This window comes from Simplicispira sp. GW247-4R2A, from assembly GCF_059424465.1.
In genome coordinates this window covers 1-22160 of the sequence record NZ_JBWKZM010000032.1, presented here as the reverse complement: position 1 = coordinate 22160, position 22160 = coordinate 1, and the positions used below count along the sequence as shown (strand labels likewise).

The window sequence follows — 22160 nt, the reverse complement described above, 5'->3', positions numbered from 1 at the left end:
CCTGATGGGTGTCTGCTGTAGGGCAAGGCCGCGCATTGCCTGCGCGCGGGTGCAGGCGGTGCCAATGCAGGCATGATGGAGGCTGAGACTGACCGCCGGCCGCCGGCCGGCCTTGACCTGAAGGAGTGCACGCATGCAAATACAAGTTCATACCGACGACAACATTCAGGGCGGTGACTCGCTGGCCCGCTGGATCAGCGACGAAACGACCGCCAAGCTCTCGCGCTTTCGTGACCATGTGACCCGTGTGGAAGTGTTTCTCACCGATATCGATGCGGGCAAGTCGGGCGCGCAGGACAAGCGCTGCCGCGTGGAAGCGCGCCCCGCCGGGCGCCAACCGCTGACCGTTACGGCAGACGGTGACAAAGTGGCCGCTGCCTTCACGGGCGCCATCGACAAACTGGTGCGCGCGCTCGATACCGACATGGGGCGCCTGAAAGACAAGAATGGGCGCGACACCATTCGCGCGGCCGAGGAATGATGTGAGGCGTCAGAAGATGGCGATCAAAATTACTATCATTTGAATAGCTTGATACGCATACCAGATAAGCGCCAGAGCCAGAAAACCCTTGGGTTTTCAGCTCTGGCGTTTGAACGCCCGGCGCACCAGTTCCCCGGCGCGCGCGCGCAGCGCCAGCGGGCCATGGCTTGGCGAAGCCTGCTCCCGCACAGTGGTACACGCAGCCAGAAAATCGTTCAGGATGGCCCGGTCATCCAGGGTATGCGCCCCGGCTTTGTGGAACTCTGGATGCCACTGGGTCGCTGCAATATAGCCGCGCCCGCGCGCAGGTTTTAGCCGTATCGCCTCGGGCACGCCATCGGGTTCGCTCAGTGCTTCGACGACAAAGTCGGGCGCCACACGCTTGATCCCCTGGTGGTGAATGCTGTTGACTTTTGCATGCAGCTTGCCGGGATACAGCTCTGCCAGGTGCGTCCCGGGCACGATGTTGATTTCGTGAAAATGCTGGTCGTAGGCGGTGGCGTTGCGGTGCTGCTGGGCGCCGGGGTGCTGGACCTGCAGGTCCTGGTACAGCGCACCGCCGAAGGCCACGTTGATCAGTTGCAGGCCACGGCAGACGCCAAAAATGGGCTTGCCGGCTTGAGCAAACGCCTTGACCACGGCCAAATCGTACAAATCGCGCAGCCGGTCGCCCACCCACTCTTCGCGCAGGGGCTCCTCGCCGTAGTTGCCGGGCCAGACATCCGCCCCGCCGTGCATGACGACGCCGTCCAGCCATTGTGCGTAATGGTCCAGCGTCGCGTCTCCCCGCGCGGTCTCGCCAATGGGGCAGGGCACCATCACCACCATGGCCCCAGCCGACATGATCCAGTGCGCAATCGACTGCTCTACATACTGCAGGGTTTTGCCGGTGAACATGGGGCGTGTGGGGTCCGCGTACTGAAAGCAGGCGGACAAACCAATTTTGAGGCGGCGGTCATTGGGCATCCGTCTTTGTAGCACCGCCCGCCGGGGGCGTGGTGTAGGAATGCAGGCTTTTCGCGGTGCCAGTGCCTTTGCCGTATCGCCGGCGCATCATCGAAGGCACTGCTATCGTGTGGTGCCCCAGCGCAACACCGCCACCCACCCAGAATCTTCACATGCACCGCCTCACCCGCGCTCCCAATGCCGCCATGGCGACCCTGTGGGCCGACCTGCTGTGCGAAGGTGGCATGCCGGCGACCGTCCAGCGCCTGTACCTCAGTGCGGTGGCCGGAGAATTGCCACCGCACGAATGTCTGCCCGAGATCTGGCTCGACCACGTTGAGCACAAGGAGCGTGCGCTGGCGCTGCTCGAAGCACTGCGCAATCTGCCGCAGCGCCGCTGGCACTGCCCGGCCTGCGGCGAACTGGTGGAGGGCGGCTTCGAGCAGTGCTGGAACTGCGGCGCCCTGATGCCACCGCTGTAGGAACCGCCTACTTCCAGCGCAGCGGCTCGATGTGCACGCTGCCGCGCGGGCTGCTGAGCGTGATGGCGCCTTCCTGCACCGTCGCTTGCAACTGCATGCTGCGCTCGGCCAGGGTGGCCAGTTCCTGCGCCTGCTCGGCCGGCAGGCGCCAGACCTCCAGCTTGGCCAGGCGCGTGAGCTTGGTTTCGATGCCGCGCCACCAGATGTCGGCGGCGTGGCCAAAGGCATACACCTTGACCACATCGGCCTTGCTGCAGGCGCGGGTGAGGGGTTTGTCCTCGGGCTGGCCGACTTCGATCCAGACGCGCTTCCTGCCGGTGAAATCGGTCAGCGAGGCGTCCGGGTCGTCCGGATCCGAAAGGCCCGCGCCAAAGGCCAGGGTGGCGTCTCCATGGCACAGGTCCTGCAGCAGGTGCGCGTTGAGCGCCAGGGCGGCGAGGCGCACCATCATCCGTTCGTCGGTCTCGCTCGGGTGGCGGGCCAGGGTGAGCGCATGGTCGGCGTAGTAGCCGTGGTCGATGTCGGCGATCGAAAGATGAGCCTTGAAGATGGTGGATTTGGTGGCCATGCGGGCAGTTTTGAAAAAGGAGGTCAGGAAAGAGGGACGGTGAAATCGGCTGCGCCGAGCGTGCGCCAGCCGCGCACGTCGACACCGCTGCGCACAAAAGAGGCATCGCCACCATAGATCAGGCGCGGGGTCAGGGCTTCGTCCTGCGCAAAGCGGGCCGATTTCTGCCCGGCGCGGATGTAGTCGCTGGTGGGCGTTTGGCCGGACTTGATCTCAATGGTCTGCAGCTTGGTCTGCACTTCGTACAGCAGGTCGGCTTCGACGCCGTTGTTGTCGCGCCAGAAATACAGGTCTGCGCTCTCGCCCGCATTGCAGCGCGCCTTGAGGTGCTCGGTCACCACCCAGTTTTCAAACAAGGCGCCGCGCATCGGGTGCAGGGCCAGCATGTCGGCCGCGCGGATGCCCAGCAGCCAGCTCGCCAGGCCCGTGTCCACGAAATACAGCTTGGGCGTCTTGACCAGCCGTTTGCCGAAATTGCGGTGGTAGGGGGCCAGCAGATAGGCCACGTCGCTCGATTCGAGGACCGAAAGCCAGGCGCGCGCGGTGGTGTGGGTGATGCCGGCCTCGCCGGCAAGCGCGTTGAGGTTGAGCAGTTGCCCGCAGCGCCCGGCGCACAGCCGCACGAAACGCTGGAACGTGCCCAGGTCCTGCACCTTGAGCACCTGGCGCACGTCGCGCTCCAGGTAGGTGGCTACGTAACTGGCGTACCAGTCGCCCGGCGCCACGGCCTGGATATGCAGCGCCGGGTAGCCGCCGCGCCACAGCACATCATCGAGCGCCAGCGTGCCGTCCGCCACACCCGCAAGCTCGCTGGCCGCCAGAGGCAGCAGCCGCGTCATGCCGACGCGGCCCGCGAGCGACTGCGTGACGCCGGCCAGCAAGCCGAACTGCTGCGAGCCCGTGAGAATGAAACGCCCTGGCGTGCGGTCGGCGTCCACCAGGCCTTGCAGATGCGAGAACAACGCGGGCCAGCGCTGGGCTTCGTCGAACACCGCTCCGCCTTTGAACCGCGCCAGAAAACCACGCGGATCTTCTTCGGCAAAGGCGCGCTCAATGGGGTCTTCGAGGCTGACATAGGGCTTATCGGCAAAGAGTGCCCGCGCCAGCGTGGTCTTGCCCGACTGGCGCGGGCCGGTGATGGCGACCACCGGGAACGCGTATGCCAGCCGCTGGAGGGTGGAAGAAAGGCGTCGGTCAAGCATGTTGAATTATACAAACAGAAGAAACAATCTTCAATTTGTATAGATTTGCTGCTTGATCGCTCTGTGCATGGGAGCCTGCACGGAGATTGGAAACTTCAAAAATAATAGCTTCTAGCGCTTACCGGATAAGCGTTAGAAGCCAAAAAGACTTCAAATTCCAGCCCTACACCCGCCGCGCCAGCGCCACCGCCATGCCCGTGTAGCTGCCGGGCGTCATGGCGAGCAGCCGGTCCTTTTCGGCCTGGGGGATTTCCAGCGACGCAATCAGGCCGTGCAGCGCCTCGCGTGTCACGCTTTGCCCACGGGTGACTTCCTTGAGTTTCTCGTAGGCGCCGGGCACGCCGTAGCGGCGCATGACGGTCTGGATGGGTTCGGCCAGCACTTCCCAGGCGCCGTCCAGGTCTTCGGCCAGGGCGGCTTCGTTCAGTTCGAGCTTGTTCAGGCCGGTCAGCAGCGACACGTAGGCCAGCGTGGCATAGCCCATGGCCACGCCGATGTTGCGCAGCACGGTGCTGTCGGTCAAGTCGCGCTGCCAGCGGCTGATGGGGAGCTTTTCCGACAGGTGGCGCAGCAGCGCGTTGGCCAGGCCCAGGTTGCCTTCTGCATTTTCGAAGTCGATCGGGTTGACCTTGTGCGGCATGGTGGACGAGCCAATCTCACCGGCTTTGAGGCGCTGCTTGAAGTAACCCAGTGACACATAGCCCCAGATGTCGCGCGAGAGGTCGATCAGGATGGTGTTGGCACGCGCCACGGCGTCGAACAGCTCGGCCATGTAATCGTGCGGCTCGATCTGAATGGAATACGGCTGGAACGTGAGGCCCAGGCCAACGGGTTCCGGCGTTTCCACCACGCTTTTGCTGAACGCCTCCCAGTCAAAGCTGGGCCAGGCGGCCAGGTGCGCGTTGTAGTTGCCGACCGCGCCGTTCATCTTGGCCAGAATCTTCACACTGGCGATGCGCTCGGCCGCCGTCTGCAGGCGCACCAGCACGTTGGCCAGCTCTTTGCCCACGGTGGTGGGGCTGGCGGTCTGGCCGTGGGTGCGGCTGAGCATGGGCACGGCAGCGTACAGGTGCGCCATCTCGCGCAGCTTGAGGACGATGCGGTCCAGCCCCGGCAGCAGGACCTGGTCGCGGCCCGAGCGCAACTGCAGGGCGTGGCTGGTGTTGTTGATGTCTTCGCTGGTGCAGGCGAAGTGCACGAATTCGGCGGCTTTTTCCAGCTCGGGCCGGGCTTCGAATTTGCTTTTGATCCAGTATTCCACCGCTTTCACGTCGTGGTTGGTGGTTTTCTCGATCTCCTTGATGGCCGTCGAATCGGCTTCGGAGAAGTTCTTCACCAGCCCCAGCAGGTAGGCGCGTGCGCCGGTGGTCAGCGGCTTGAACTCGGCAAAACCGGCGTCCGAGAGGGCAATGAACCAGCTTATCTCCACCTGCACGCGCCGCTGCATGTAGCCGTGCTCGCTCATGATGGGGCGCAGCAGTGCCAATTTGGCGGCGTAGCGGCCGTCCAGCGGCGAGAGGGCGGTAATGGGCGAGAAGTTCGTGGTCGAGGCGTTCATGGCGGCCGATTGTAGGCGGCAGCCAACACCTTACGGCCGCAGTCAGGAGCGCTCGATAGAATGGAATCTGCTTGCCAGTTTGGCTTACACCGGTGCCCGCCCCGCACCACGGAACCCACCATGAAACTCATCGGATCGACCACCAGCCCCTACGTGCGCAAGGTGCGCGTAGTGATGGCCGAGAAGAAGCTCGACTACCGCTTCGTCGAGGACAGCGTCTGGGCGGACGACAGCACCATTGCGACTGCCAACCCGCTGGGCAAGGTGCCCTGCCTGGTGCTGGACGGGGGAGACGCCATGTTCGATTCGCGCGTCATCGTCGAATACCTCGACACCCTCTCGCCCGTTGGCAAGCTCATTCCTGCCTCGGGCCGCGAGCGCGCCGAAGTCAAAACCTGGGAAGCCCTGGCCGACGGCCTGCTCGACGCGGCCATCCTGGTGCGGCTGGAGCGCACGTTTGCCGGTCGCACGGAGGCCCAGCGCAGCCAGGCCTGGATGGATCGGCAACTCGGCAAGGTGCAGGCCGCGCTGCACGCCATGAGCAAGGGCCTGGGCGACAAGGCCTTCTGCAGCGGCATCCACTTGTCGCTCTCGGATGTCGCCGTGGGCTGCGCGCTGGGCTGGCTCGAGTTTCGCTTTCCAGAAATTGCCTGGCGCACCGAACACGCCAACCTCGCGCGCCTGCAGGACAAGCTCGCTGCGCGCGCCAGCTTTATCGAGACAGCGCCTGCCTGAGCTGCGCTGGAATCAGCTGCTCGCCTGGCGCTTGAGCCAGCGCATCAGCGGCCCCAGCAGCGGCAGCTTTTCATACAGCTCCTCCGCCGCGTCCCAGTAGTCGCGGTGCAGCGTGATGCGGCCCTGTTCGTCGAACACCAGCTGCGAGGCACCGCGAATCACCTGATCCTGTCCGCGCCTGAAACGGCGCATCCGAAAGCAGAAATCCCAAGTTAGAAAGCAGGCCCTGCCTTGCAGCACGCGGCCGGTCACGACAAAGTGCGGCGCGTCCAGCGTGGCAAACATGTGCTCGAAGACGCCGCCAATGGCACGCAGCCCCTGCACCTCGTTGAACGGGTCTTTGAATGTTGCGTTCGGCGCGTAGATCAGGTCCAGCGCGGCCAGGTGCGCGGGTTCCAGGTGCTCGAAAAAGGCCACCGCGCGGGCCATGGCGTCAGGCGGGCTCAACACGCTTGGCTTCATGGCTGCCCCGTCAGCCGGCGCACGGCCGGAAAGAACAGCCCATAGGGCATTAAGCGCAGCAACTTCATCGCCAGCGTGAAGCGGCGCGGGAAGTCCATCTCGAACTGCCCGCGCTCCCAGCCGCGGACGATGGCCTGCGCTGCCGCTTCCGGCGTGGTCAGCGCCGGCATGGGAAAGGGGTTGCTCGCGGTGAGCGGCGTGGCCACAAAACCTGGGTGCACCACGCTCACCCCGACGCCTCTGGCGTGCAGATCCAGGTACAGCCCTTGCGCCAAGTGGGTCAGTGCCGCTTTGGTCGGCCCGTAGGCCAGGCTGCGCGGCAGGCCGCAAAAACCAGCGACGCTGCTGACCAGGCAGATATGCGCGGCGGAGCCCGATAGGGCGGCGACCAGCAGGGCGGGCAATACCGCCGCGAGCACATTGAGGGCGCCGCGGTAGTTGACATCGTCGTGGCGCAGCATGGCCGCGAGATCGAAGTTGGCAGCACTCTGGCTCTCGTAGATCCCGGCGCAATAGCAGACGAGGTGCAACGGCCCTTGCGCCCGCAGCCCATCCGCTGCGGCCTGCACGGCTTTCGCATCGGTGCTGTCGAGCGCCACCGCCACACTGCCGGGGTGCGCTTGCGTGAACTGGTTCAGCGCCGATTCGCCCCGGGCCGACACCACCACCTGCGCGCCGCGCGCGTGGAGCAGGGCGGCGGTGGCGCGGCCGATGCCGCTGGACGCGCCGATGATCCAGACGCGGCGCCCGGTCCAGTCGGCAATGCGGGGGTTCAGGCTCATGGCGCGCGCTTGGTAAACGAGAGTGTCAGGTCGCCCAGGTGCACGCCGAATTTGCTCATGCGGGCGCGGTTGAGCATGACGCGGTCGTCCATCAGGTACATCCAGTCGTCGAGCTGCACCTCGTAGGTGCGCCCGTCCACCGGCAGATTGAGCGTGTAGTTCCAGTGAAAAGCGTTGCCCTGCGTTTGCCCATTGGCCTCGCCCACCACATCAGCGGCCGTTCCGGTGTACTGGCCGTTCGCGTGGCGGTGCAGGTGCCAGATGCGCTGCTCTGTTTTGCCGTCCGAGTAGGTGAAACGCTCGTCCAGCGTGCCTTCTTCACCTTGCCAGCTGCACACCATCACCACCGTAAAGCGCCGGACCACCTGGCCGCTGCGGTCCTGGAAAATGCCCCAGGCGTCGAGCGTGCCGTTGAAGTACTGCGACAGGTCGAGCACCGGCTTTTCCGCCGAGTAGTCGGCCAGTTTCTGCGTGCCGCAGCCCTGCAGCAACAGCGGGGCGGCGAGGGCGGCGCCTAGCCAGTGGCGTCTTTGCATCATGTGAATTTCCTTTGAACGGGCATGGACGCGGTGTTGCCTGCGCGCAGCACCAGTGCGTAGAGGGCCGCCGCAGCGGCCAGTTTGAGGGCGCAGGGCAGCAGGGCGTAGGCGAAGCTGAGGGTATGCAATGCGGCGGCGTCGCGTGCGCCCGGCGCGTAGCCCAGGGCGGAGAGCAGCGGCAAAGCCAGGCCAGCGGCCAGCGCCAGGTTGAGTTTGGCCGCCAGGTTCCACCAGCCAAAGTAGGCGCCTTCGTGCTGACTGCCTTCGCTTTGCGCGGCTGCCACGCCGGCCAGCAGCGCACTGGGCAATGCCAGGTCAGCGCCCAAGGCTGCGCCCGAGAGCGCGCAGACCACCAGAAAGGCAGTAGCGTCGCCCGTTCCCAGCAGCGCCGTCCAGGCAAACGCCGCCACGGCCAGCAGCATGCCGGCCAGCCAACTGGGCGCCAGGCCAAAGCGCGCCACCGCCCGCAGCCACAGCGGCATGGAGAGGGCCGCGCAGAGAAAGTAGGTGGCGAGGAACCAGGGCTCCTGCATCCCAGGGACTTGCAGAACATCCTGCACGAAGAACAGCACCAGCGTGGCCGGAATGGCGCTGGCGATGCCGCTCACCACAAACACCAGCAGCAGGCGCCGGAAGGCGCGCACGCGCCAGGGCTGCCACAGCGCGGCCCGCGGTTCAGGACCCGTGGGGACGGCCGCAGTGGGCTGGGGCGCGCGCGTCCAGGCCAGCCAGCCCAGCAGGAGCAGCGTGCAGAACACCACCAGCGCCGCGCACAAGCCAGCCAGCAATGGCAGAAGCGATGCCAGCACCACGCCCGCCAGCCCCGCCGATTCGCGCCAGGCCATGATGCGTCCGCGCTGCAAGTCGCTTTTTCCGAGACGCGCCCCCCAGGCCTGGTGGCTGATGCCGAGCTGGCTCCAGGCGGCGCTGGTGAGCACCAGTCCGGCGAAGGCCCAAGCGGCCAGCGCGAGCGGCGTGCGCGGCAGCGGGAACCACAGCGCTGCCATGCCCAGCGCGAGCAACAGGGCCGAAAGCGCGCCTGCCGCCAGGCTCCAGCGCGCCGGGCCACTCCCAAGCCGGTCGGCCAGGCGCCCCAGCAGCGGGTCGGTCAACGCATCGAAAGCCCGCGCCGCGAGCAGCACCGCGCCCAGCGTCGCCATCGGCATGCCAAATTCGCGCGCGTACAGATTGGGCAGCAGCACGTAGAGCGGCAGCGCGGCGAACGCCAGCGGCAGGGCCAGCAGGCTGTAGCTGGCCAGCTGGCGGCGGCTGAACTCGGCGGAGTGGGACATGAAAACGCGGAGTGATTACGGCGTCGCCAGCAGCGCCGCGCGCAGCGTGGGCTCCGAAGTTTGGGGCGACAGCCAGATGCCAAAGAAGAGGCGGGCAAACAGCGGGTCGTCGATCTGTCCGCGGGGCTGGCCGTTAAAGAGAAAGCGCACGCCCTGGCCTGGTTGGTACAAGCCGACCAGGCGGTCGCCCGCCGCCACGTCGGGCAGCAGCGCCGCGAGCTGTGCCTGCCAGTGCCCGGTTTGTGCTTCGGTCAGCGCTTGCTGGCGCTGCATTTCTTCGAGGGAGCGCCCGGCGATCGCACGGGCCGAGAATCCACGGGCGTAGCGCAGTTCCAGCGCCAGGCTCTGGTGGGTCCAGGTGCGCGGGGTGAAGCCGGGCTGCACCCACAACTTCGCCTGGTACACCTCCATGCCAAGGAAGCGCAGCGTGCCGCTGCCTGCAAGGTGCGCCCCCGCCAGGGGCGTGTGCGGGGTGCCGCTGGCGAGTGCTGTCGCCTGAAAAAATAAGAGAAAAAGGCCTCTGACGCTTATTTGGTAAGCGCTAGCAGCTATGGTTTTCATAGTTTTCTCTTGTGCAGGGTGTACTGCACCACGTCGATGTCGCCCATGGCAAACGCGGCTTCGCAGTAGGCCAGGTAGAACTCCCAGATGTGCAGGAAGCGCTGGTCAAAGCCCTGGCGCAGGATCTGCGCGCGCTCGGCAATGAAGCGCTCGCGCCAGCGCTTGAGCGTCTCGGCGTAATCCAAGCCAAAGGCCAGTTCCTCGGTCACGGTGAGGCCGGCCGCCTCGGCTTCGCGGCGGAACTCGCGCGGGCAGGGCAGGCAGCCGCCGGGGAAGATGTACTGCTGGATGAAATCGGTCGAGCCGATGTAGCGCTCGAACAAGCGGTCGTCGATGACGATGCTCTGGATGCAGGCGCGCCCGCCGGGTTTGAGCAGGCGCGCGACGGCCTGGAAGTAGGTGGGCCAGTACTCGCGCCCTACGGCTTCCACCATCTCGATGGAGCAGATGGCGTCGAACGGTGCATCGGCTATGTCGCGGTAGTCCTGCAGGCGCAAATCGCGCTGCGCAGCGGGCACGCCGAGCCGTTCGAGCCGTGCATTGGCAAAGGCCAGCTGCTCGGTCGAGAGCGTGACGCCGGTAATGCTGGCGCCAAACTCGGTCGCCGCCATTTCGGCGAGAGCCCCCCAGCCGCAGCCAATCTCCAGCACCCGCTCGCCCGGCTGCACGCGCGTTTCAAGCAGGGCGCGGCGTACCTTGGCCTGCTGGGCGGCGTGCAAATCCTGCGTAGCCTCGGGGCCGGAGAACAGCGCCGACGAGTAATTCATCGTCTCGTCGAGCCAGAGCTGGTAGAAGGCGTTGCCCAGGTCGTAGTGGGCGTGGATGTTCTTCTTGCTGCCGGCGCGCGTGTTGCGGTGCAGCAAATGGCGCAGACGCGAGGCCAGGCGCCCCGCCCAGCTGCCGTAGACCACGCTTTCCACGGCATGCCGGTTGGCGATCAGGAGCTTGAGCAGGTCGGTCAGATGCGGCGTGCTCCAGTTTCCTGCGATGTAGCTCTCGGCAAAGCCAATGTCGCCCGAGCGCAGTGCCGCGCCGCAGACCTTCCAGTTGTGGAGCACGATGGCGCCATGCGGCGCACCGCCGGGGCCGAAATGGCGCAGGGCGCCGTCCGGCAGTTGCAGCGTCAGGCTGCCGTGCTGCAGGCGTGCCAGCAGGCGCAGCACGGTGCGCGCTGCGGCGGGAATGCCGGGCGGCAGGGCGAGGGGGTTGGCGGTGGCGGTGTTCATGGCTGTCTCCTCGCTTCCCGGTGCTGGGGGTATTGCTGGTGGCTGATGGGCGCCGGCGGCGGCGCTGGTTTGCTGCGAAAGCCCACGCGCAGGGTCCACAGGCGCAGCGCCTGCCAGTGGATGCGGGCGATGACGGCGAGCGTCATCACCGGGTAGCGCCAGAGCGCACGGCGCAGCGCCGCGCGGGTGGCCGGTTCGAGCGCGCCGCTGACGCTGGTCTCGATGAGCGCGCCGGCCGTGTCGTCGTGGTCGATGCGCGCCACGGTACGCAGCACGCCGTCTTTTTGGCTGAACAGAAAGCGCAAGCGGTAGCTGCCCGCGACGTCGCAAAACGGCGAGACGTGGAACACCTTTTCCGCCCGCAGCTCTTTGCCCCAGGCGGGTTCGTCGAGCAAATAGCAGTGGCGCTCGCCAAAGGTGTTGTTCACCTCGACGACGATGGCCCGCAGGCTGCCGTCGGCGCGCTCGCAGTACCAGAAACTCACCGGCTTGAAGGTGTAGCCCAGCACGCGGGGGTAGCAGTGCAGCCAGACTTCGCCGCTGGCGTCGTCGATTCCCTCCGCGTGCAGCAACGCGTCCAGCCAGGCGAGCGCGCCGCCCGACGCGGCGGGGCGGCCATCGCCGTGGTCCGCATCGTGAAAGCTGATCGCGCCGCGCCGGTTCACCGCCAGTGCTCCCGCATCGGTGCCCCGGGCCAGCGCGCGCATTGGCAGCAGCAGAAAAAATGTCGCGTAACTGAAGCGGTGCTGCTTGGGCCGTAGGCGCGTGTGGCGCACCTGGCCAAAGCCGATGAGCGGCCGTGCCGGGGCGCAGGCCGCGCCGGGGCTGGAAAACTCCCGCGGTGCCGCCGCGCTGGGGGTGGTCATGCGGCCTCCGCCAGTGTGCCGGGCAGACTGGCGCGCACGCCCTCTGCCGCCGCCAGGCCGGATTTCAGTCCGTCCTCATGGAAACCATAGCCTGCCCAGGCGCCGGCAAACCAGGTGTGCTGCCGGCCTTGCAGCTTGTCCAACTGGCGCTGTGCGCGGATCGCTGCCGCGTCGAACACCGGGTGGTCGTACGCGTATTCGCCCAGCACCTGCTCGGGCGCGATGGTGCCGACCGGGTTGAGCGAGACGACCACCTGCTGGGCGAATGGCAGGGGCTGCAGGCGGTTGATCAGGTAGTGCAGGCAGACGCGCGCCGATTCCAGCCGGACCTGGGGCGCGCGTTCGTAGTTCCAGGCTGCCCAGGCAGCGCGGCGCTGCGGCAGCACGCGGGTGTCGGTGTGCAGCACGGCGCGGTTGGCCTGGTAGCGAATGGCGCCGAGCAAGGCGCGCTCCTGCGCGCTGGGTTGGGCGAGCAGCGCCAGTGCCTGGTCGCTGTGCGTCGCCAGCACCAGTCGGTCAAAGTGCTCCGTGCCGTGGTCGGTGGCGATGCGCACGCCGGCAGCGTCGCGTTCGATGCGGCGCACGGGGGTGTTACAGCGCGCATCGGACAGGCCCTGGACGATCTTCCGCACGTAGTTGCGGGAACCCCCGGCTACGGTGAACCACTGCGGCCGGTCGGCGATTTGCAGCAAACCGTGGTTGTGGCAGAAGCGGATCATGGTCGCCACGGGGAACTTGAGCATCTGGTCTGTCGGGCAGCTCCAGATGCAGCCCAGCATGGGCAGCAGATACCAGTCCCGGAACGCCTTGCCCAAGCGGTTCTCGGCGAGAAACTCGCCCAATGGCTGCGCCAGCGCACGCTCCTGGTTCGCCTCGGCGAGCCGGGTGCACACCCGGTTGAAGCGCAGCAGATCGGCCAGCATGCCGAGAAAGCGCGGGCTGGCCAGGTTTCGGCGCTGGGCGAAGACGCTGGCGAGGCTGCTGCCGCTCCATTCCAGGGGATTGGCGCCATGCACGCGCGGCACCTGGACCGAGAACGACATGTCGGAGGGCGCGGTGACCACCCCCAGCTCGGCAAACAGCGCCAGCAGGGTGGGATAGGTGCGCTCGTTGAGCACCAGAAAGCCGGTGTCCACGCCATGCGTCACCAGGCCGCCTTCGCCTGGCAGCGTGACGTTGGCGGTGTGCGCGTGGCCCCCGAAATGATCGCCCGCTTCGAACAGCGTGGTGGCGACATGGGGCGCCAGGCGGTGCGCGGCCGCGAGGCCGGCGATCCCGGCGCCAACGATGGCGATTCTCATGCCGGCCTCCGCTCAGGAGACCCAGCCATGAAGAAGAAAAAAGTTGCGAAGCGTCCCGACGCGAAGAAGAGAGGGAGGGAGGAGAAGCGCCTCGGGATTTCAATCGACCCACGGGGAGTCGAAAGGCTTCGCAACACTAAGAAAACACTGCGCACAATGCACCAGCGTTCTGCATGGAGTGTGTGCCTTGCGGGGAAGTTCCGCAAATTTTTCTGGCAAAGACAACAAATTGTGCCTGCCGTCATGGCGCACTCCGGGGCATGGGGGTGGCCAGCTGCCGCTCCAGCGAACGCACCAGGCGGGCATTGTCCGGGCCCGTCATGCTGGCAAAGGCGTCCACCACGCGGCCGTCCCGGCCGATCAGGTACTTGTAGAAATTCCAGCGGGGTGGCTGACCGCTCTGCGCGGCCAATTCGCGGTAGAACGGCGAGGCCTGCGCACCCGCCACGCTGCTCTTGGCAAACATGGGAAATTTCACGCCGTAGGTGTTTTCACAGAAGTCGGCGATCTGCCGGTTGTCGCCGCTCTCCTGGGCAAAGTCGTTGGAGGGAAAACCCAGCACCACCAGGCCCCGGTCCCGGTAGCGCGCGTACAAGTCCTCCAGTCCGGCGTACTGCCCGGTGAAGCCGCAGTAACTGGCCGTGTTCACCACCAGCAGCACCTTGCCCGCGTACTGGCAAAGCGCTTGAGGTTTTTCGTCCTGCAAACGGTTGAAGCTGTGCCGCAGCAACGGCGGGCAGGAAGCCGGTGTCTCAGTAGCCGCGACCGCTTGGCTGGGCACTGGCGTCGCGGCAGGGCTGGACACGCCGGCAAACAGGCCGAGGGCGAAAGCCGCAGCACTTCGGGGAAAGGGAAAAAATTTCATTTGTCTAATCTATTTGTCTAAGACATATGTAGAATTTAACCATATTTTGTCTAACTCTGCTGGACCTCCGCCATGTCCAATACGCGGGTGGTGCAGCACTGGATTCGCCGATGTCTGCGCGCCAACCTGTTGTCCCGTGAACCCTCCACCCTTGCCCTGTCCAGAGATTCCCGCCGCCTATTCCATTGCAGCGGTGGAGCGCGAGAGCGGCCTGTCCAAAGACACCTTGCGCATGTGGGAGCGGCGCTACGGTTTCCCGGCGCCCTTGCGCGATGCGCAGGGTGAGCGCCTCTACCCGGCGGCGCAGGTCGAGCGCCTGCGCCTGCTGCGGCGTCTGATCCATGCCGGGCACCGGCCGGGCAAGGTGGTGGCGTTGGGGGCGGACGAACTGGCCGTCCTACTGGCCTCTGCCGCCGTGCGGACTCCCGCGCCGGCATCGCGCACCGGCCGCAGCGCGCGCGCTTTGCCCGCCGTGGCGGCCCAGGGTGTGCTGGTGGCGCAATGCCTGGATCTGATCGCTGCGCACGACGTGGCGGCGCTGCGTGAGCAGCTCACGCGCGCCGTGCTGACACTGGGACTTCAGGGCTGCGTACTGCAGCTCGTCGCCCCTTTGACGCGCGAGGTCGGCCTGGCCTGGCTGCAGGGGCGCTTTCAGGTGTTCGAGGAACACCTCTATACCGAGTGCGTGACGGGTGTCCTGCGCGGCGCCATTGCCAGCGTTCCCGCGACGGCAGCAGCAGGAACGCCGAGGGTGCTGTTGACAACCTTCACCCAGGAACAGCATGGCCTGGGGCTGCTGATGCTTGAGGCGGTGCTGGCGCTCCAGGGCTGCTTGTGCCTGTCGCTGGGAACGCAGACCCCGCATGTGGACATTGTTCGCGCCGCACAGGCGTTTCGCGCGGACATCGTGGCGCTGAGTTTCAGTGGTGTCCTGGCGCCCGCCCAGGTACGCGCAGGCTTGCGCGAGCTGCGCGCGCAGTTGCCTATGCCGGCCCGGCTGTGGGCGGGCGGGCAGGGTGCAGGCGTGATACCCGACGAGGCGGCCGGAGTGGACTTGGTGCGCGAGCTGGAAGCAGTTGCACAGGCACTGGCAGACTGGCGGGTCGCCAACACCCGGTGACGGGGCCCGTGGTTACACCATGGCGGCGAGGCGGTCGATGGGCAGCCGCATGCGCAGTTCCTGCTGGCTGACCACGCCGGTGATGCGCCAATTTTCCTGCGCCGTATCGCGCCGAATCAGCTCGCCGGTGGGCATGCCGCTGCGGCTGCGCACCACGGCCACGCGCGGCGTGGTGGGCGTGGCGCCGCGTTTGAGCACCACGCCGATTTCCTGACTCGCCAGCTTCACCAGTGCGCCGGGTGGGTAGATTCCCAGGGTGTTGAGCATGGCGGCGCCGGCCTCGTCGACCTGGCGATTTTCATCGTAGTAACAAGCCTTGATGGCAGCGGTGACGGTCATGGGCGTGCGCCCGGCACGCGGTGCCAGCCGGGCAGCAAAAATATCGCTGCGTTGCACCAGGCGGGCGATTTGCCCAGCTTCGCTGCGCCCGGCGAGCGGCCCGGGCGCGCGGTCGTGGTGTTGGCGCACGGCGTCCAGCCATAGGGGGTCCGAGACGCCAAGTGCCGCGAGCAGCGTGGCCGACCGCTCCGCATGGTCCTGGATCTGGGCGATCTGGGCAGCGGAGAGGGGCCCGTTTTGCTGGGCCAGCCGGTCTTGCAGCTCGGTCATCGAAATGTTCATGGAGAGCGCCACGCGACCGGCACGTTCGACCTGCTCGCTGCTCCAGCGCAGGCCGTCGCGCGCGACGAGCATGCACACGCTGGCCACCAGCAGCACATGCGTGGCGCTGTAGATGCGCGTCTCATCGCTGGAGCGCTGGATCAGCGCCAGCAGGGTGGCGTCCGGCGCTTGCAGGCAGGCGCGTGCGACTTCGCCTTGCAAAGCCAGAAAGCGCGCGCTGAAATCCGCCGCATTGGGGCTGCCGAGCAGTTGCGTGGTGGACCACTGCAGCTCGGGCCAATCCACTGGTCCCTGGCGCGCACGGGCGGTGTTGGCATGGGCCGAGCCGTCGATCTTCATCGCCGCGATTTCGCCCAGCGACGTGTCCGATATCAGCATTTGCTGCAATTGGCCGAGGTAGGCGCGGTAGCTCTCGCCGGATTCCTCGATGTCCACGCACAACTGCACGCCGCGCTCAAGCAGCAGGTCCACCTCGTCCTGTTTGCGCAGCACATAGCCCTTATGGGCCAGCAGGGTGCCGTCGGCACCCCTGAGCGCAAAGGGCAAGGGTTGGCCGAGTGCAAGCGAGTCGGGGTTGAGGGCGACAAGGTTCATGGTGCAGCGTCACATTATGAAACCTCCACCTGCCGCTCAGGCGCGCAATAGCGCCTGTGCTTGCAGGCAATTTGCTCTATTGGTCGGCAGGCGCCTGGCGCACGCGCAACCCCGGGGAGGGATCGGGCTGTTTTGGCCGGCTGCGCGGTAGCTGGCGGCGCAGCCACTGCCCCAGATCGTCGATGTAGGTGAACACGGCCGGCACCACCAGCAAGCTGAGCACGGTCGAGGTCAGCAGCCCGCCAATCACCGCCACCGCCATGGGCGAGCGAAAGCTCATGTCGGCGCTGCCCAGCGCCAGCGCGATGGGCAGCATGCCGGCGCCCATGGCCAGCGTCGTCATGATGATGGGGCGGGCGCGCTTGTGGCAGGCGTCGAGCAGGGCGTCGATGCGGCTCATGCCCAGGGCGGCCGGCCGGCCGTCGCTTCCGTCGTGCCCGCGCCGCGCCACGATGGCGTATTCCACCAGCAGGATGGAGTTTTTGGTGGCAATGCCCATGAGCATCACCAGCCCGATCAAAGACGGCATGGAAAAGCTCTTGCCCGCAATCAAGAGGCCGACGAAGGCGCCGCCGAGCGACAGCGGCAGGGCCATCAGAATGGTCACGGGCTGTAGCAAATTCTTGAACAGCAGCACCAGCACGATGTAGATGCACACCACGCCGGTGAGCATGGCCAGGCCGAAGCTGGCAAACAGCTCGCCCATCATCTCGGCGTCGCCCACGTCGATCAGGCGCACGCTGCCGGGCAGGTTGCGCACCGCGGGCAGGTTTTTGACCGCGTCGGTCACTTCGCCCAGGCCCCGGGACCCCAGTTCGATCTCGAAGTTGACGTTGCGCGCGCGGTCGTAGCGGCTGATCACCGCCGGGCCGCCAGCGACCTCCAGCATGGCGACTTCGGCCAGGCGCACCGGGCCATTGGCGCCGGGCACCGCCAGGCGCTCCAGCACGGACAGGTCTTCGCGCGCCGTGTCGTTCAGCCGCACCACGATGGGAATCTGGCGCTGCGCCAGGTTGAGCTTGGGCAGGTACTGGTCGTAATCGCCCACGGTGGCCACGCGCAGCGTCTCGGCAATGGCGCTGCTGGTGACACCCAGGTCGGCGGCGCGGGCAAAGTCGGGGTGCACGGCGATCTCGGGGCGCACCAGGCTGGCGTTGGAGCTCACCCCGCCAATGCCGGCAATGGTGCGGATGCCCTGCTCCACCGAGCGCGCGGCGCTGGCCAGCGCCTGGGGGTCTTCGCTGGCGAGCGCCAGCACGTACTTGTCGTTCGAGCCGCCCAGACCGATTTTTACGCGCACGCCAGGCAGGTCAGCGAGCGCCGCGCGCAGGCGCTGCTCGATCTCCTGCTTGAGCGGGCGCTCGCCACGCGGCGCCAGGCGCAGCGTCAGCGTGGCCTTGCGCGGGTCGCCGGCACCGCCGCCGCCGGCAAAGGGGTCGGTTCCTGCCGAACCGCCACCGATCGTGGTGTAAATGCTTTGTACATGGCCCACGCGTTGCACGCGCTCGGCCGCCTGCGCCACGGCGGCGCGGGTGTCGGCGAGCCTGCTGCCGGGCGGCAGCTCAAGGTTGACTTGCGTCTGGGCGTTGTCGTCCGCGGGAATAAAGCCGGACGGCAGCAGCGGGATCAGCGCGAGGGAGCCGACAAAGAACACCAGCGCCCCCGCGATCGTCAGCACGCGGTGCCGGAGGCACCAGGACGACGCACGCATGTAGGTGGCCAGCCAGCGCGGCTCGCGCTGCTGTGCGGCGACTGGCTTCATCAGGTAGGCGGCCATCATGGGCGTGAGCAAGCGTGCCACGACGAGCGAGGCAAAAACCGCCAGCGCCGCCGTCCAGCCAAATTGCTTGAAAAAGCGCCCGGCAATGCCGCTCATGAAGGCCGTGGGCAGGAACACCGCAATCAGCGAGAAGGTGGTGGCGATGACGGCCAGGCCAATCTCGTCGGCTGCTTCCATGGCGGCTTCGTAAGGGCTTTTTCCCATGCGCAAATGGCGCACGATGTTTTCCACCTCGACGATGGCGTCGTCCACCAGGATGCCCACCACCAGCGAGAGCGCCAGCAGCGTGATGATGTTGATCGAAAACCCCAGCAGGTGCATGCCGATGAATGCCGGGATGACCGACAGCGGCAGCGCTACGGCAGAGACGATGGTGGCGCGCCAGTTGCGCAGGAACAGCCACACCACCACCACGGCGAGGAGGGCGCCTTCGTACAGCAGGTGCATGGAGCTGTCGTACTCGTCGCTGGCGATCTGCACGAAATCCACGGTGCGGGTGAGCTGCAGGTCGGGCCGCTCGGCGAGCAACTGGTCAAGTGCGCGCTGCACGCCGGCGCCCACCTCCACCTCGCTCGCGCCCCGGCTGCGCGAGACCTCGAAGCCGATGACCTGTTGGCCATCGAGCAGCGCGGCAGTGCGCTGCTCGGCCACGGTGTCGCGGATGGTGGCGACCTGGTCGAGGCGGATATGGCGGCCGTCGCCCAGCGGAATGTCCAGCGCGGCAAGTTCACCCGCCGTCTGCACCGTGGCCAGCGTGCGCACGGGTTGTTCGGCGCCGCCCAGGTCGGCGCGGCCGCCAGCGCTTTCAATCTGAACCTGGCGCAACTGGCGCGACACCTCGGCCGCTGTGGCGCCCAGAGCCTGGAGCTTGAGCGGGTCGAGCGCCACGCGCACCTCGCGCGCCACGCCGCCCACGCGGTTCACCGCGCCGACTCCTGGCACAGCGAGCAGGCGGCGCGTGAGCGTGTCGTCCACGAACCACGACAGTGCCTCGTCGTCCATGCGCTTGGAGGCAATGGCGAAGGCCAGAATCGGCTGGGCCGAGAGTTCGAGCTTGGCGACGATGGGGTCGCGCAGGTCCGCCGGCAGGTCGGCGCGCACGCGCGAGACCGCCGAGCGCACATCGTCCACCGCCTCCTGCACCGGCTTTTCCAACTGGTATTCGGCGGCGATGGTGGCCACGCCATCGGTCAGCGTGGTGGTGATGTGCTTGAGCCCTTGCGTGGTGGCAATGGCGTTCTCGATCTTGCGCGCCACGTCCGATTCAAGCTGGCCCGGCGCGGCCCCCGGCAGCACGGCCGTGACCACGACCACCGGCAGGTCCATGTCGGGGAAGTTCTGCACCTTCATGGCGCGGAACGACAGCAGACCCGCCAGGGTCAGCAGCACAAACAGCATGACCGCAGGAATCGGGTTGCGGATGGACCAGGCAGACAGGTTCATGCGAATGCTCCTTATTTGCTAGCTGCTTGCGCAGGTGCAATAAGCGCTGGAGGCTTGTTTTGATCTAAATTTTCGGTGGTGCGCACCAGATCGCCATCGTTCAGGAACGCGCCGCCGCGCACGACAATGCGCGCGCTCGCCTCCAGGCCCGAGACGATCTCGATGCGCTCGCCCACGCGCTGGCCGGTCTGCACCCGGCGCATGACCACGCGGTGGTCGTCGCCCACCTCAAACACCTGGCTGAAGCCGTCGCGCACCACCACGGCCGATTGCGGCACGCTCAGCGCCTGGCGCGCGCCCAGCACAAACTCGCCCTGGGCAAACATGCCGGCGCGGATGTCCGCGTGCGCCGGCAGGTCCACATAGACCAGGGCGTTGCGGGTCTTGGGGTCCACCGTGGGCGCGAGCATGCGCACGCGGCCCGTCACCTGCGTGCCGGCGGTGGTCGTCACGCGGACCTCATCGCCTGCGTGCAGGCGCGGCAGATCGCTGGCGCTGACTTCGGCGCGCCATTCGAGCCGGCCCTTGCGCACCATGCGAAACAGCTCGGTGCCGGCGCCCACCACCGCGCCCACCGTGGCGCTGCGCGATGAAATCACGCCACTGTCGGGCGCCAGCACGCGGGTGTACTGCAGGCGCAGTTGCTGCGCGTGCAGCATCGCCTGCGCGGCCTCCACACGCGCCCGAGCCGTCTGTGAGGCCGTGGCGTACTGGCCGATCTGCTGCTGGCTGAGCGCGCCTGAGGCAATCAGCGTCTGCGCCCGCTCGGCATTGGCAGCGGCTTCGGCTGCGTTGGCCTTGGCTTCAAGCAGGCTGGCGCGCGCCTGCGCTACGTCGGCCTGCACGGTGTCGGCGGCAAACACGGCCAGCACCTGGCCGGCGCGCACCTGGTCGCCGACATTGGCGCGCACCTCCGTCAAGCGCAGGCCATTGCTTTCGGCGCCAATGCTGGCCTCCTGCCAGGCGGCGACATTGCCGTTGGCCGGCAGGCGCAGGGCCATGGAGGTGCGGGTGGCCTGCGTGGTCGTCACGGCCAGCGCTGGTCGGGGGGCGCTGGCCGGCGCGTCCTTCGCGTCGCTGGCGGCGCGGGAGGCACGGGGCGCAAGCAGTGCGCCCGCAGTGGCCAGCAGGCACAGCGTGGCAAGGGCGGCGATCGAAAGGGTCAGTTTCCTGGGCTGCATGGAAGGTCCATTCCTGCGGTCAAATGAAGAGAGGCTGTGGGGTTGTTGGGCTGGGGTTCAGCTGGCGCTGGCGGTATGAGGCGTGGACGTGGACGTGGGCGTTGTGGCCCCACTGGCGTCCCAGCCGCCACCGACGGCGCGGTAGAGCGAAATCCAGGCGGCCATGCGCTCCTGCTGCAGGGCCACCAGCGCGGTATCCGCGGCGAGTGCGGTGCGGCGCGCGTCTTCCAGCTCGACCAGGCTGGCCAGGCCCGCGCGCCAACGCGCCTCGGTCGCCTCGAACGAGCGCTGGTAGCCGGCAGCCGCCTGCTGCGCGTCGGTGCTGCGCGTCTCGGTGCTATCGAGTTGAACCAGCGCCTGCTCCACCTCGCTCACCGCCTTGCGCACCTGGGCCCGGTAGAGCACCACGGCCGCGTCGTAGCGCGCCACGGCGGCGTCGACCTGCGCAGCGCGGCGGCCGGCGTCGAAGATCGGCAGGCTCAGGGCCAGCGGCCCCAGGGACCAGGTGTTGCTGCTGATGCTGGTGCCGCCCGTGTGCAGCCAGCCACGGCCGATGGAGCCGCTCAAGCTCAGGCGTGGGTAGCGATCGGCTTGCGCGCCCCCCACCTCGGCGCTGGCCGCGGCGACTTCGCGCTCGGCGGCATACACGTCGGGGCGCTGCGCCAGCGCCTGCGCGGGAACGGTGGCGATGGCAAACAGCGCCTGCGGCGTGTGCGGCGGCGGTGCGGCGGCCAGCCGCTCGCGCAGCGCCGCCTCGTCCATGCCGGTGAGCGCCACCAGGGTTTTCAGGTTGATCTCGCACTCCATGCGCTGGCGCTCGGTGCGTACCTTGGCATCGGAAGCGCTGGCGCTGGCCAGGGCTGCCGTGGCCGGCGCCGTGAAGCCGGCCTTTTCGCTCGCCAGCGCCAGGCGCGCCGTCTCGCCGCGTGAGCGTGCGTCGGACGCCGTCAAGGCCAGTTGCTGCACGCAGCTGCGCCAGCCGCTGACCTGCAGCGCCACCTCGGCCGCCACCGACACGCGCGCTTCGTGCCACTGGGCGCCGGCACCGGCCAGGCGCTCGCGCGCCGCGTCGCTGGCGGCGGCGTTGCGGCCAAACAGGTCGATCTCCCAGCCCGCCTGTACGCCCGCCTGTGCGGTGCTGGCCAAGGCCTCCACCTGCTCATTGAAACCGCGGCTCGCGCTGGCCTGCCCATCGAGCGAGGGCAGCAATGCCGCCCGGGCGGCGGCCTGTGCGGCGCGCGCCTGCACCAGATGCGCGCGGGCCTGTGCGAGATCGGGGCTGGCCGCTTGTGCAGCCGCGATCAGTTCGACCAGCAGCGGGTCGCCCTGGCGCTCCCACCAGTGCTCCAGGTCGGCCAGCTGACCGTGGTGCGGCAGGGGTGCTTGCCAGGCCGTGGGCATGGGCGCGGCCACCTGGGCGGCGGGGCGCTGCACGGCGCAGGCGACGAGCGCCAGCGGCATGGACAGCGCCAGGGCGCTGCGCAGGGTGCGCGCCCGGCAAAAATGCAAGACATTCATACAAACGAACGGGGTTGGGCGGGGCGCGCACCCTGCGC

The 22160-nt window shown here is 67.4% G+C and carries 21 protein-coding genes; 4 read left to right on the top strand and 17 right to left on the bottom strand.

The genetic code is table 11. The features are described 5' to 3' along the window. Positions 1-133 precede the first annotated feature (133 nt). Complete coding sequence (locus AC07ZH_RS17760; protein WP_119109811.1) at positions 134-481, top strand: HPF/RaiA family ribosome-associated protein; 348 nt, start codon at positions 134-136, stop codon at positions 479-481. Positions 482-577: 96 nt separating this feature from the next. Here the strand turns inward: AC07ZH_RS17760 and AC07ZH_RS17755 are convergent, their stop codons facing one another. Next, a complete protein-coding gene (locus AC07ZH_RS17755) occupies positions 578-1447 on the bottom strand; it encodes a gamma-glutamyl-gamma-aminobutyrate hydrolase family protein (RefSeq protein ID WP_495200742.1) in 870 nt (289 codons plus the stop codon). Positions 1448-1599: 152 nt separating this feature from the next. Between AC07ZH_RS17755 and AC07ZH_RS17750 the strand changes: the two genes are divergently transcribed. Beyond that, positions 1600-1908 (top strand): DUF2007 domain-containing protein, encoded by a 309-nt coding sequence (locus tag AC07ZH_RS17750; RefSeq protein WP_495200741.1) that lies wholly within the window; start codon positions 1600-1602, stop codon positions 1906-1908. A gap of 7 nt (positions 1909-1915) precedes the next feature. On the opposite strand, the gene AC07ZH_RS17745 is transcribed toward AC07ZH_RS17750, so the two are convergent. From AC07ZH_RS17745 to purB, 3 genes are all read right to left on the bottom strand, one after another. Next, positions 1916-2476 (bottom strand): YaeQ family protein, encoded by a 561-nt coding sequence (locus AC07ZH_RS17745; RefSeq protein WP_495200740.1) that lies wholly within the window; start codon positions 2474-2476, stop codon positions 1916-1918. Between the two features lie 23 nt (positions 2477-2499). Next, on the bottom strand, positions 2500-3678 hold the full coding sequence (locus tag AC07ZH_RS17740; RefSeq protein ID WP_495200739.1) for an ATP-binding protein: 1179 nt from the start codon (positions 3676-3678) through the stop codon (positions 2500-2502). Positions 3679-3841: 163 nt separating this feature from the next. After that, positions 3842-5236: an adenylosuccinate lyase gene (gene purB / locus AC07ZH_RS17735; RefSeq protein ID WP_495200738.1), complete on the bottom strand. Its 1395-nt coding sequence runs from the start codon at positions 5234-5236 to the stop codon at positions 3842-3844. Between the two features lie 120 nt (positions 5237-5356). On the opposite strand from purB, the gene AC07ZH_RS17730 reads away from it, so the two are divergent. Next, positions 5357-5971: a glutathione S-transferase N-terminal domain-containing protein gene (locus tag AC07ZH_RS17730; protein ID WP_119109816.1), complete on the top strand. Its 615-nt coding sequence runs from the start codon at positions 5357-5359 to the stop codon at positions 5969-5971. A gap of 12 nt (positions 5972-5983) precedes the next feature. On the opposite strand, the gene AC07ZH_RS17725 is transcribed toward AC07ZH_RS17730, so the two are convergent. The 9 genes from AC07ZH_RS17725 to AC07ZH_RS17685 form a co-directional block, all read right to left on the bottom strand. Continuing rightward, complete coding sequence (locus AC07ZH_RS17725; RefSeq protein WP_495200737.1) at positions 5984-6433, bottom strand: nuclear transport factor 2 family protein; 450 nt, start codon at positions 6431-6433, stop codon at positions 5984-5986. Further along, positions 6430-7215, bottom strand: coding sequence for an SDR family NAD(P)-dependent oxidoreductase (locus tag AC07ZH_RS17720; RefSeq protein ID WP_495200736.1), 786 nt, complete (start codon positions 7213-7215; stop codon positions 6430-6432). The genes AC07ZH_RS17725 and AC07ZH_RS17720 overlap by 4 nt, the downstream gene beginning before the upstream one ends. Continuing rightward, positions 7212-7754, bottom strand: a complete 543-nt coding sequence (locus AC07ZH_RS17715; RefSeq protein WP_495200735.1) for a DUF3833 domain-containing protein — start codon at positions 7752-7754, stop codon at positions 7212-7214. The genes AC07ZH_RS17720 and AC07ZH_RS17715 overlap by 4 nt, the downstream gene beginning before the upstream one ends. Continuing rightward, positions 7751-9046, bottom strand: coding sequence for an MFS transporter (locus AC07ZH_RS17710; RefSeq protein WP_495200734.1), 1296 nt, complete (start codon positions 9044-9046; stop codon positions 7751-7753). Before AC07ZH_RS17710 ends, AC07ZH_RS17715 begins: the two co-directional genes overlap by 4 nt. Before the next feature lie 15 nt (positions 9047-9061). Continuing rightward, positions 9062-9607 (bottom strand): chalcone isomerase family protein, encoded by a 546-nt coding sequence (locus tag AC07ZH_RS17705; RefSeq protein WP_495200733.1) that lies wholly within the window; start codon positions 9605-9607, stop codon positions 9062-9064. Next, positions 9604-10833 (bottom strand): class I SAM-dependent methyltransferase, encoded by a 1230-nt coding sequence (locus AC07ZH_RS17700; RefSeq protein WP_495200732.1) that lies wholly within the window; start codon positions 10831-10833, stop codon positions 9604-9606. The genes AC07ZH_RS17705 and AC07ZH_RS17700 overlap by 4 nt, the downstream gene beginning before the upstream one ends. Next, complete coding sequence (locus AC07ZH_RS17695) at positions 10830-11699, bottom strand: DUF1365 domain-containing protein (protein WP_495200731.1); 870 nt, start codon at positions 11697-11699, stop codon at positions 10830-10832. The genes AC07ZH_RS17700 and AC07ZH_RS17695 overlap by 4 nt, the downstream gene beginning before the upstream one ends. Beyond that, complete coding sequence (locus AC07ZH_RS17690) at positions 11696-13000, bottom strand: NAD(P)/FAD-dependent oxidoreductase (RefSeq protein ID WP_495200730.1); 1305 nt, start codon at positions 12998-13000, stop codon at positions 11696-11698. Before AC07ZH_RS17690 ends, AC07ZH_RS17695 begins: the two co-directional genes overlap by 4 nt. Before the next feature lie 241 nt (positions 13001-13241). Then, positions 13242-13865, bottom strand: a complete 624-nt coding sequence (locus AC07ZH_RS17685) for a glutathione peroxidase (RefSeq protein ID WP_495200729.1) — start codon at positions 13863-13865, stop codon at positions 13242-13244. A 136-nt stretch (positions 13866-14001) separates the two neighbouring features. On the opposite strand from AC07ZH_RS17685, the gene AC07ZH_RS17680 reads away from it, so the two are divergent. After that, positions 14002-14985, top strand: a complete 984-nt coding sequence (locus AC07ZH_RS17680) for a MerR family transcriptional regulator (RefSeq protein ID WP_495200728.1) — start codon at positions 14002-14004, stop codon at positions 14983-14985. Positions 14986-14997: 12 nt separating this feature from the next. Here the strand turns inward: AC07ZH_RS17680 and AC07ZH_RS17675 are convergent, their stop codons facing one another. The 4 genes from AC07ZH_RS17675 to AC07ZH_RS17660 all read right to left on the bottom strand — a co-directional run bounded on the left by AC07ZH_RS17675 (position 14998) and on the right by AC07ZH_RS17660 (position 22122). After that, complete coding sequence (locus AC07ZH_RS17675) at positions 14998-16200, bottom strand: HD-GYP domain-containing protein (RefSeq protein ID WP_495200727.1); 1203 nt, start codon at positions 16198-16200, stop codon at positions 14998-15000. A 76-nt stretch (positions 16201-16276) separates the two neighbouring features. Then, on the bottom strand, positions 16277-19423 hold the full coding sequence (locus AC07ZH_RS17670) for an efflux RND transporter permease subunit (RefSeq protein WP_495200726.1): 3147 nt from the start codon (positions 19421-19423) through the stop codon (positions 16277-16279). An 11-nt stretch (positions 19424-19434) separates the two neighbouring features. Continuing rightward, positions 19435-20604 (bottom strand): efflux RND transporter periplasmic adaptor subunit, encoded by a 1170-nt coding sequence (locus AC07ZH_RS17665; RefSeq protein ID WP_495200725.1) that lies wholly within the window; start codon positions 20602-20604, stop codon positions 19435-19437. A gap of 57 nt (positions 20605-20661) precedes the next feature. Beyond that, positions 20662-22122 (bottom strand): efflux transporter outer membrane subunit, encoded by a 1461-nt coding sequence (locus AC07ZH_RS17660; protein ID WP_495200724.1) that lies wholly within the window; start codon positions 22120-22122, stop codon positions 20662-20664. Positions 22123-22160: the final 38 nt, after the last annotated feature.

Bases quoted from the DNA above. Each gene is read 5' to 3' on its own strand.
- AC07ZH_RS17755 (WP_495200742.1), bottom strand. From the start codon at position 1,447: ATGCCCAATGACCGCCGCCTCAAAATTGGTTTGTCCGCCTGCTTTCAG.
- AC07ZH_RS17665 (WP_495200725.1), bottom strand. From the start codon at position 20,604: ATGCAGCCCAGGAAACTGACCCTTTCGATCGCCGCCCTTGCCACGCTG.
- AC07ZH_RS17710 (WP_495200734.1), bottom strand. From the start codon at position 9,046: ATGTCCCACTCCGCCGAGTTCAGCCGCCGCCAGCTGGCCAGCTACAGC.
- AC07ZH_RS17720 (WP_495200736.1), bottom strand. From the start codon at position 7,215: ATGAGCCTGAACCCCCGCATTGCCGACTGGACCGGGCGCCGCGTCTGG.
- AC07ZH_RS17670 (WP_495200726.1), bottom strand. From the start codon at position 19,423: ATGAACCTGTCTGCCTGGTCCATCCGCAACCCGATTCCTGCGGTCATG.
- AC07ZH_RS17750 (WP_495200741.1), top strand. From the start codon at position 1,600: ATGCACCGCCTCACCCGCGCTCCCAATGCCGCCATGGCGACCCTGTGG.
- AC07ZH_RS17660 (WP_495200724.1), bottom strand. From the start codon at position 22,122: ATGAATGTCTTGCATTTTTGCCGGGCGCGCACCCTGCGCAGCGCCCTG.
- AC07ZH_RS17725 (WP_495200737.1), bottom strand. From the start codon at position 6,433: ATGAAGCCAAGCGTGTTGAGCCCGCCTGACGCCATGGCCCGCGCGGTG.
- AC07ZH_RS17705 (WP_495200733.1), bottom strand. From the start codon at position 9,607: ATGAAAACCATAGCTGCTAGCGCTTACCAAATAAGCGTCAGAGGCCTT.
- AC07ZH_RS17690 (WP_495200730.1), bottom strand. From the start codon at position 13,000: ATGAGAATCGCCATCGTTGGCGCCGGGATCGCCGGCCTCGCGGCCGCG.
- AC07ZH_RS17760 (WP_119109811.1), top strand. From the start codon at position 134: ATGCAAATACAAGTTCATACCGACGACAACATTCAGGGCGGTGACTCG.
- AC07ZH_RS17685 (WP_495200729.1), bottom strand. From the start codon at position 13,865: ATGAAATTTTTTCCCTTTCCCCGAAGTGCTGCGGCTTTCGCCCTCGGC.
- AC07ZH_RS17695 (WP_495200731.1), bottom strand. From the start codon at position 11,699: ATGACCACCCCCAGCGCGGCGGCACCGCGGGAGTTTTCCAGCCCCGGC.
- AC07ZH_RS17715 (WP_495200735.1), bottom strand. From the start codon at position 7,754: ATGATGCAAAGACGCCACTGGCTAGGCGCCGCCCTCGCCGCCCCGCTG.
- AC07ZH_RS17730 (WP_119109816.1), top strand. From the start codon at position 5,357: ATGAAACTCATCGGATCGACCACCAGCCCCTACGTGCGCAAGGTGCGC.
- AC07ZH_RS17740 (WP_495200739.1), bottom strand. From the start codon at position 3,678: ATGCTTGACCGACGCCTTTCTTCCACCCTCCAGCGGCTGGCATACGCG.
- AC07ZH_RS17675 (WP_495200727.1), bottom strand. From the start codon at position 16,200: ATGAACCTTGTCGCCCTCAACCCCGACTCGCTTGCACTCGGCCAACCC.
- AC07ZH_RS17745 (WP_495200740.1), bottom strand. From the start codon at position 2,476: ATGGCCACCAAATCCACCATCTTCAAGGCTCATCTTTCGATCGCCGAC.
- purB (WP_495200738.1), bottom strand. From the start codon at position 5,236: ATGAACGCCTCGACCACGAACTTCTCGCCCATTACCGCCCTCTCGCCG.
- AC07ZH_RS17700 (WP_495200732.1), bottom strand. From the start codon at position 10,833: ATGAACACCGCCACCGCCAACCCCCTCGCCCTGCCGCCCGGCATTCCC.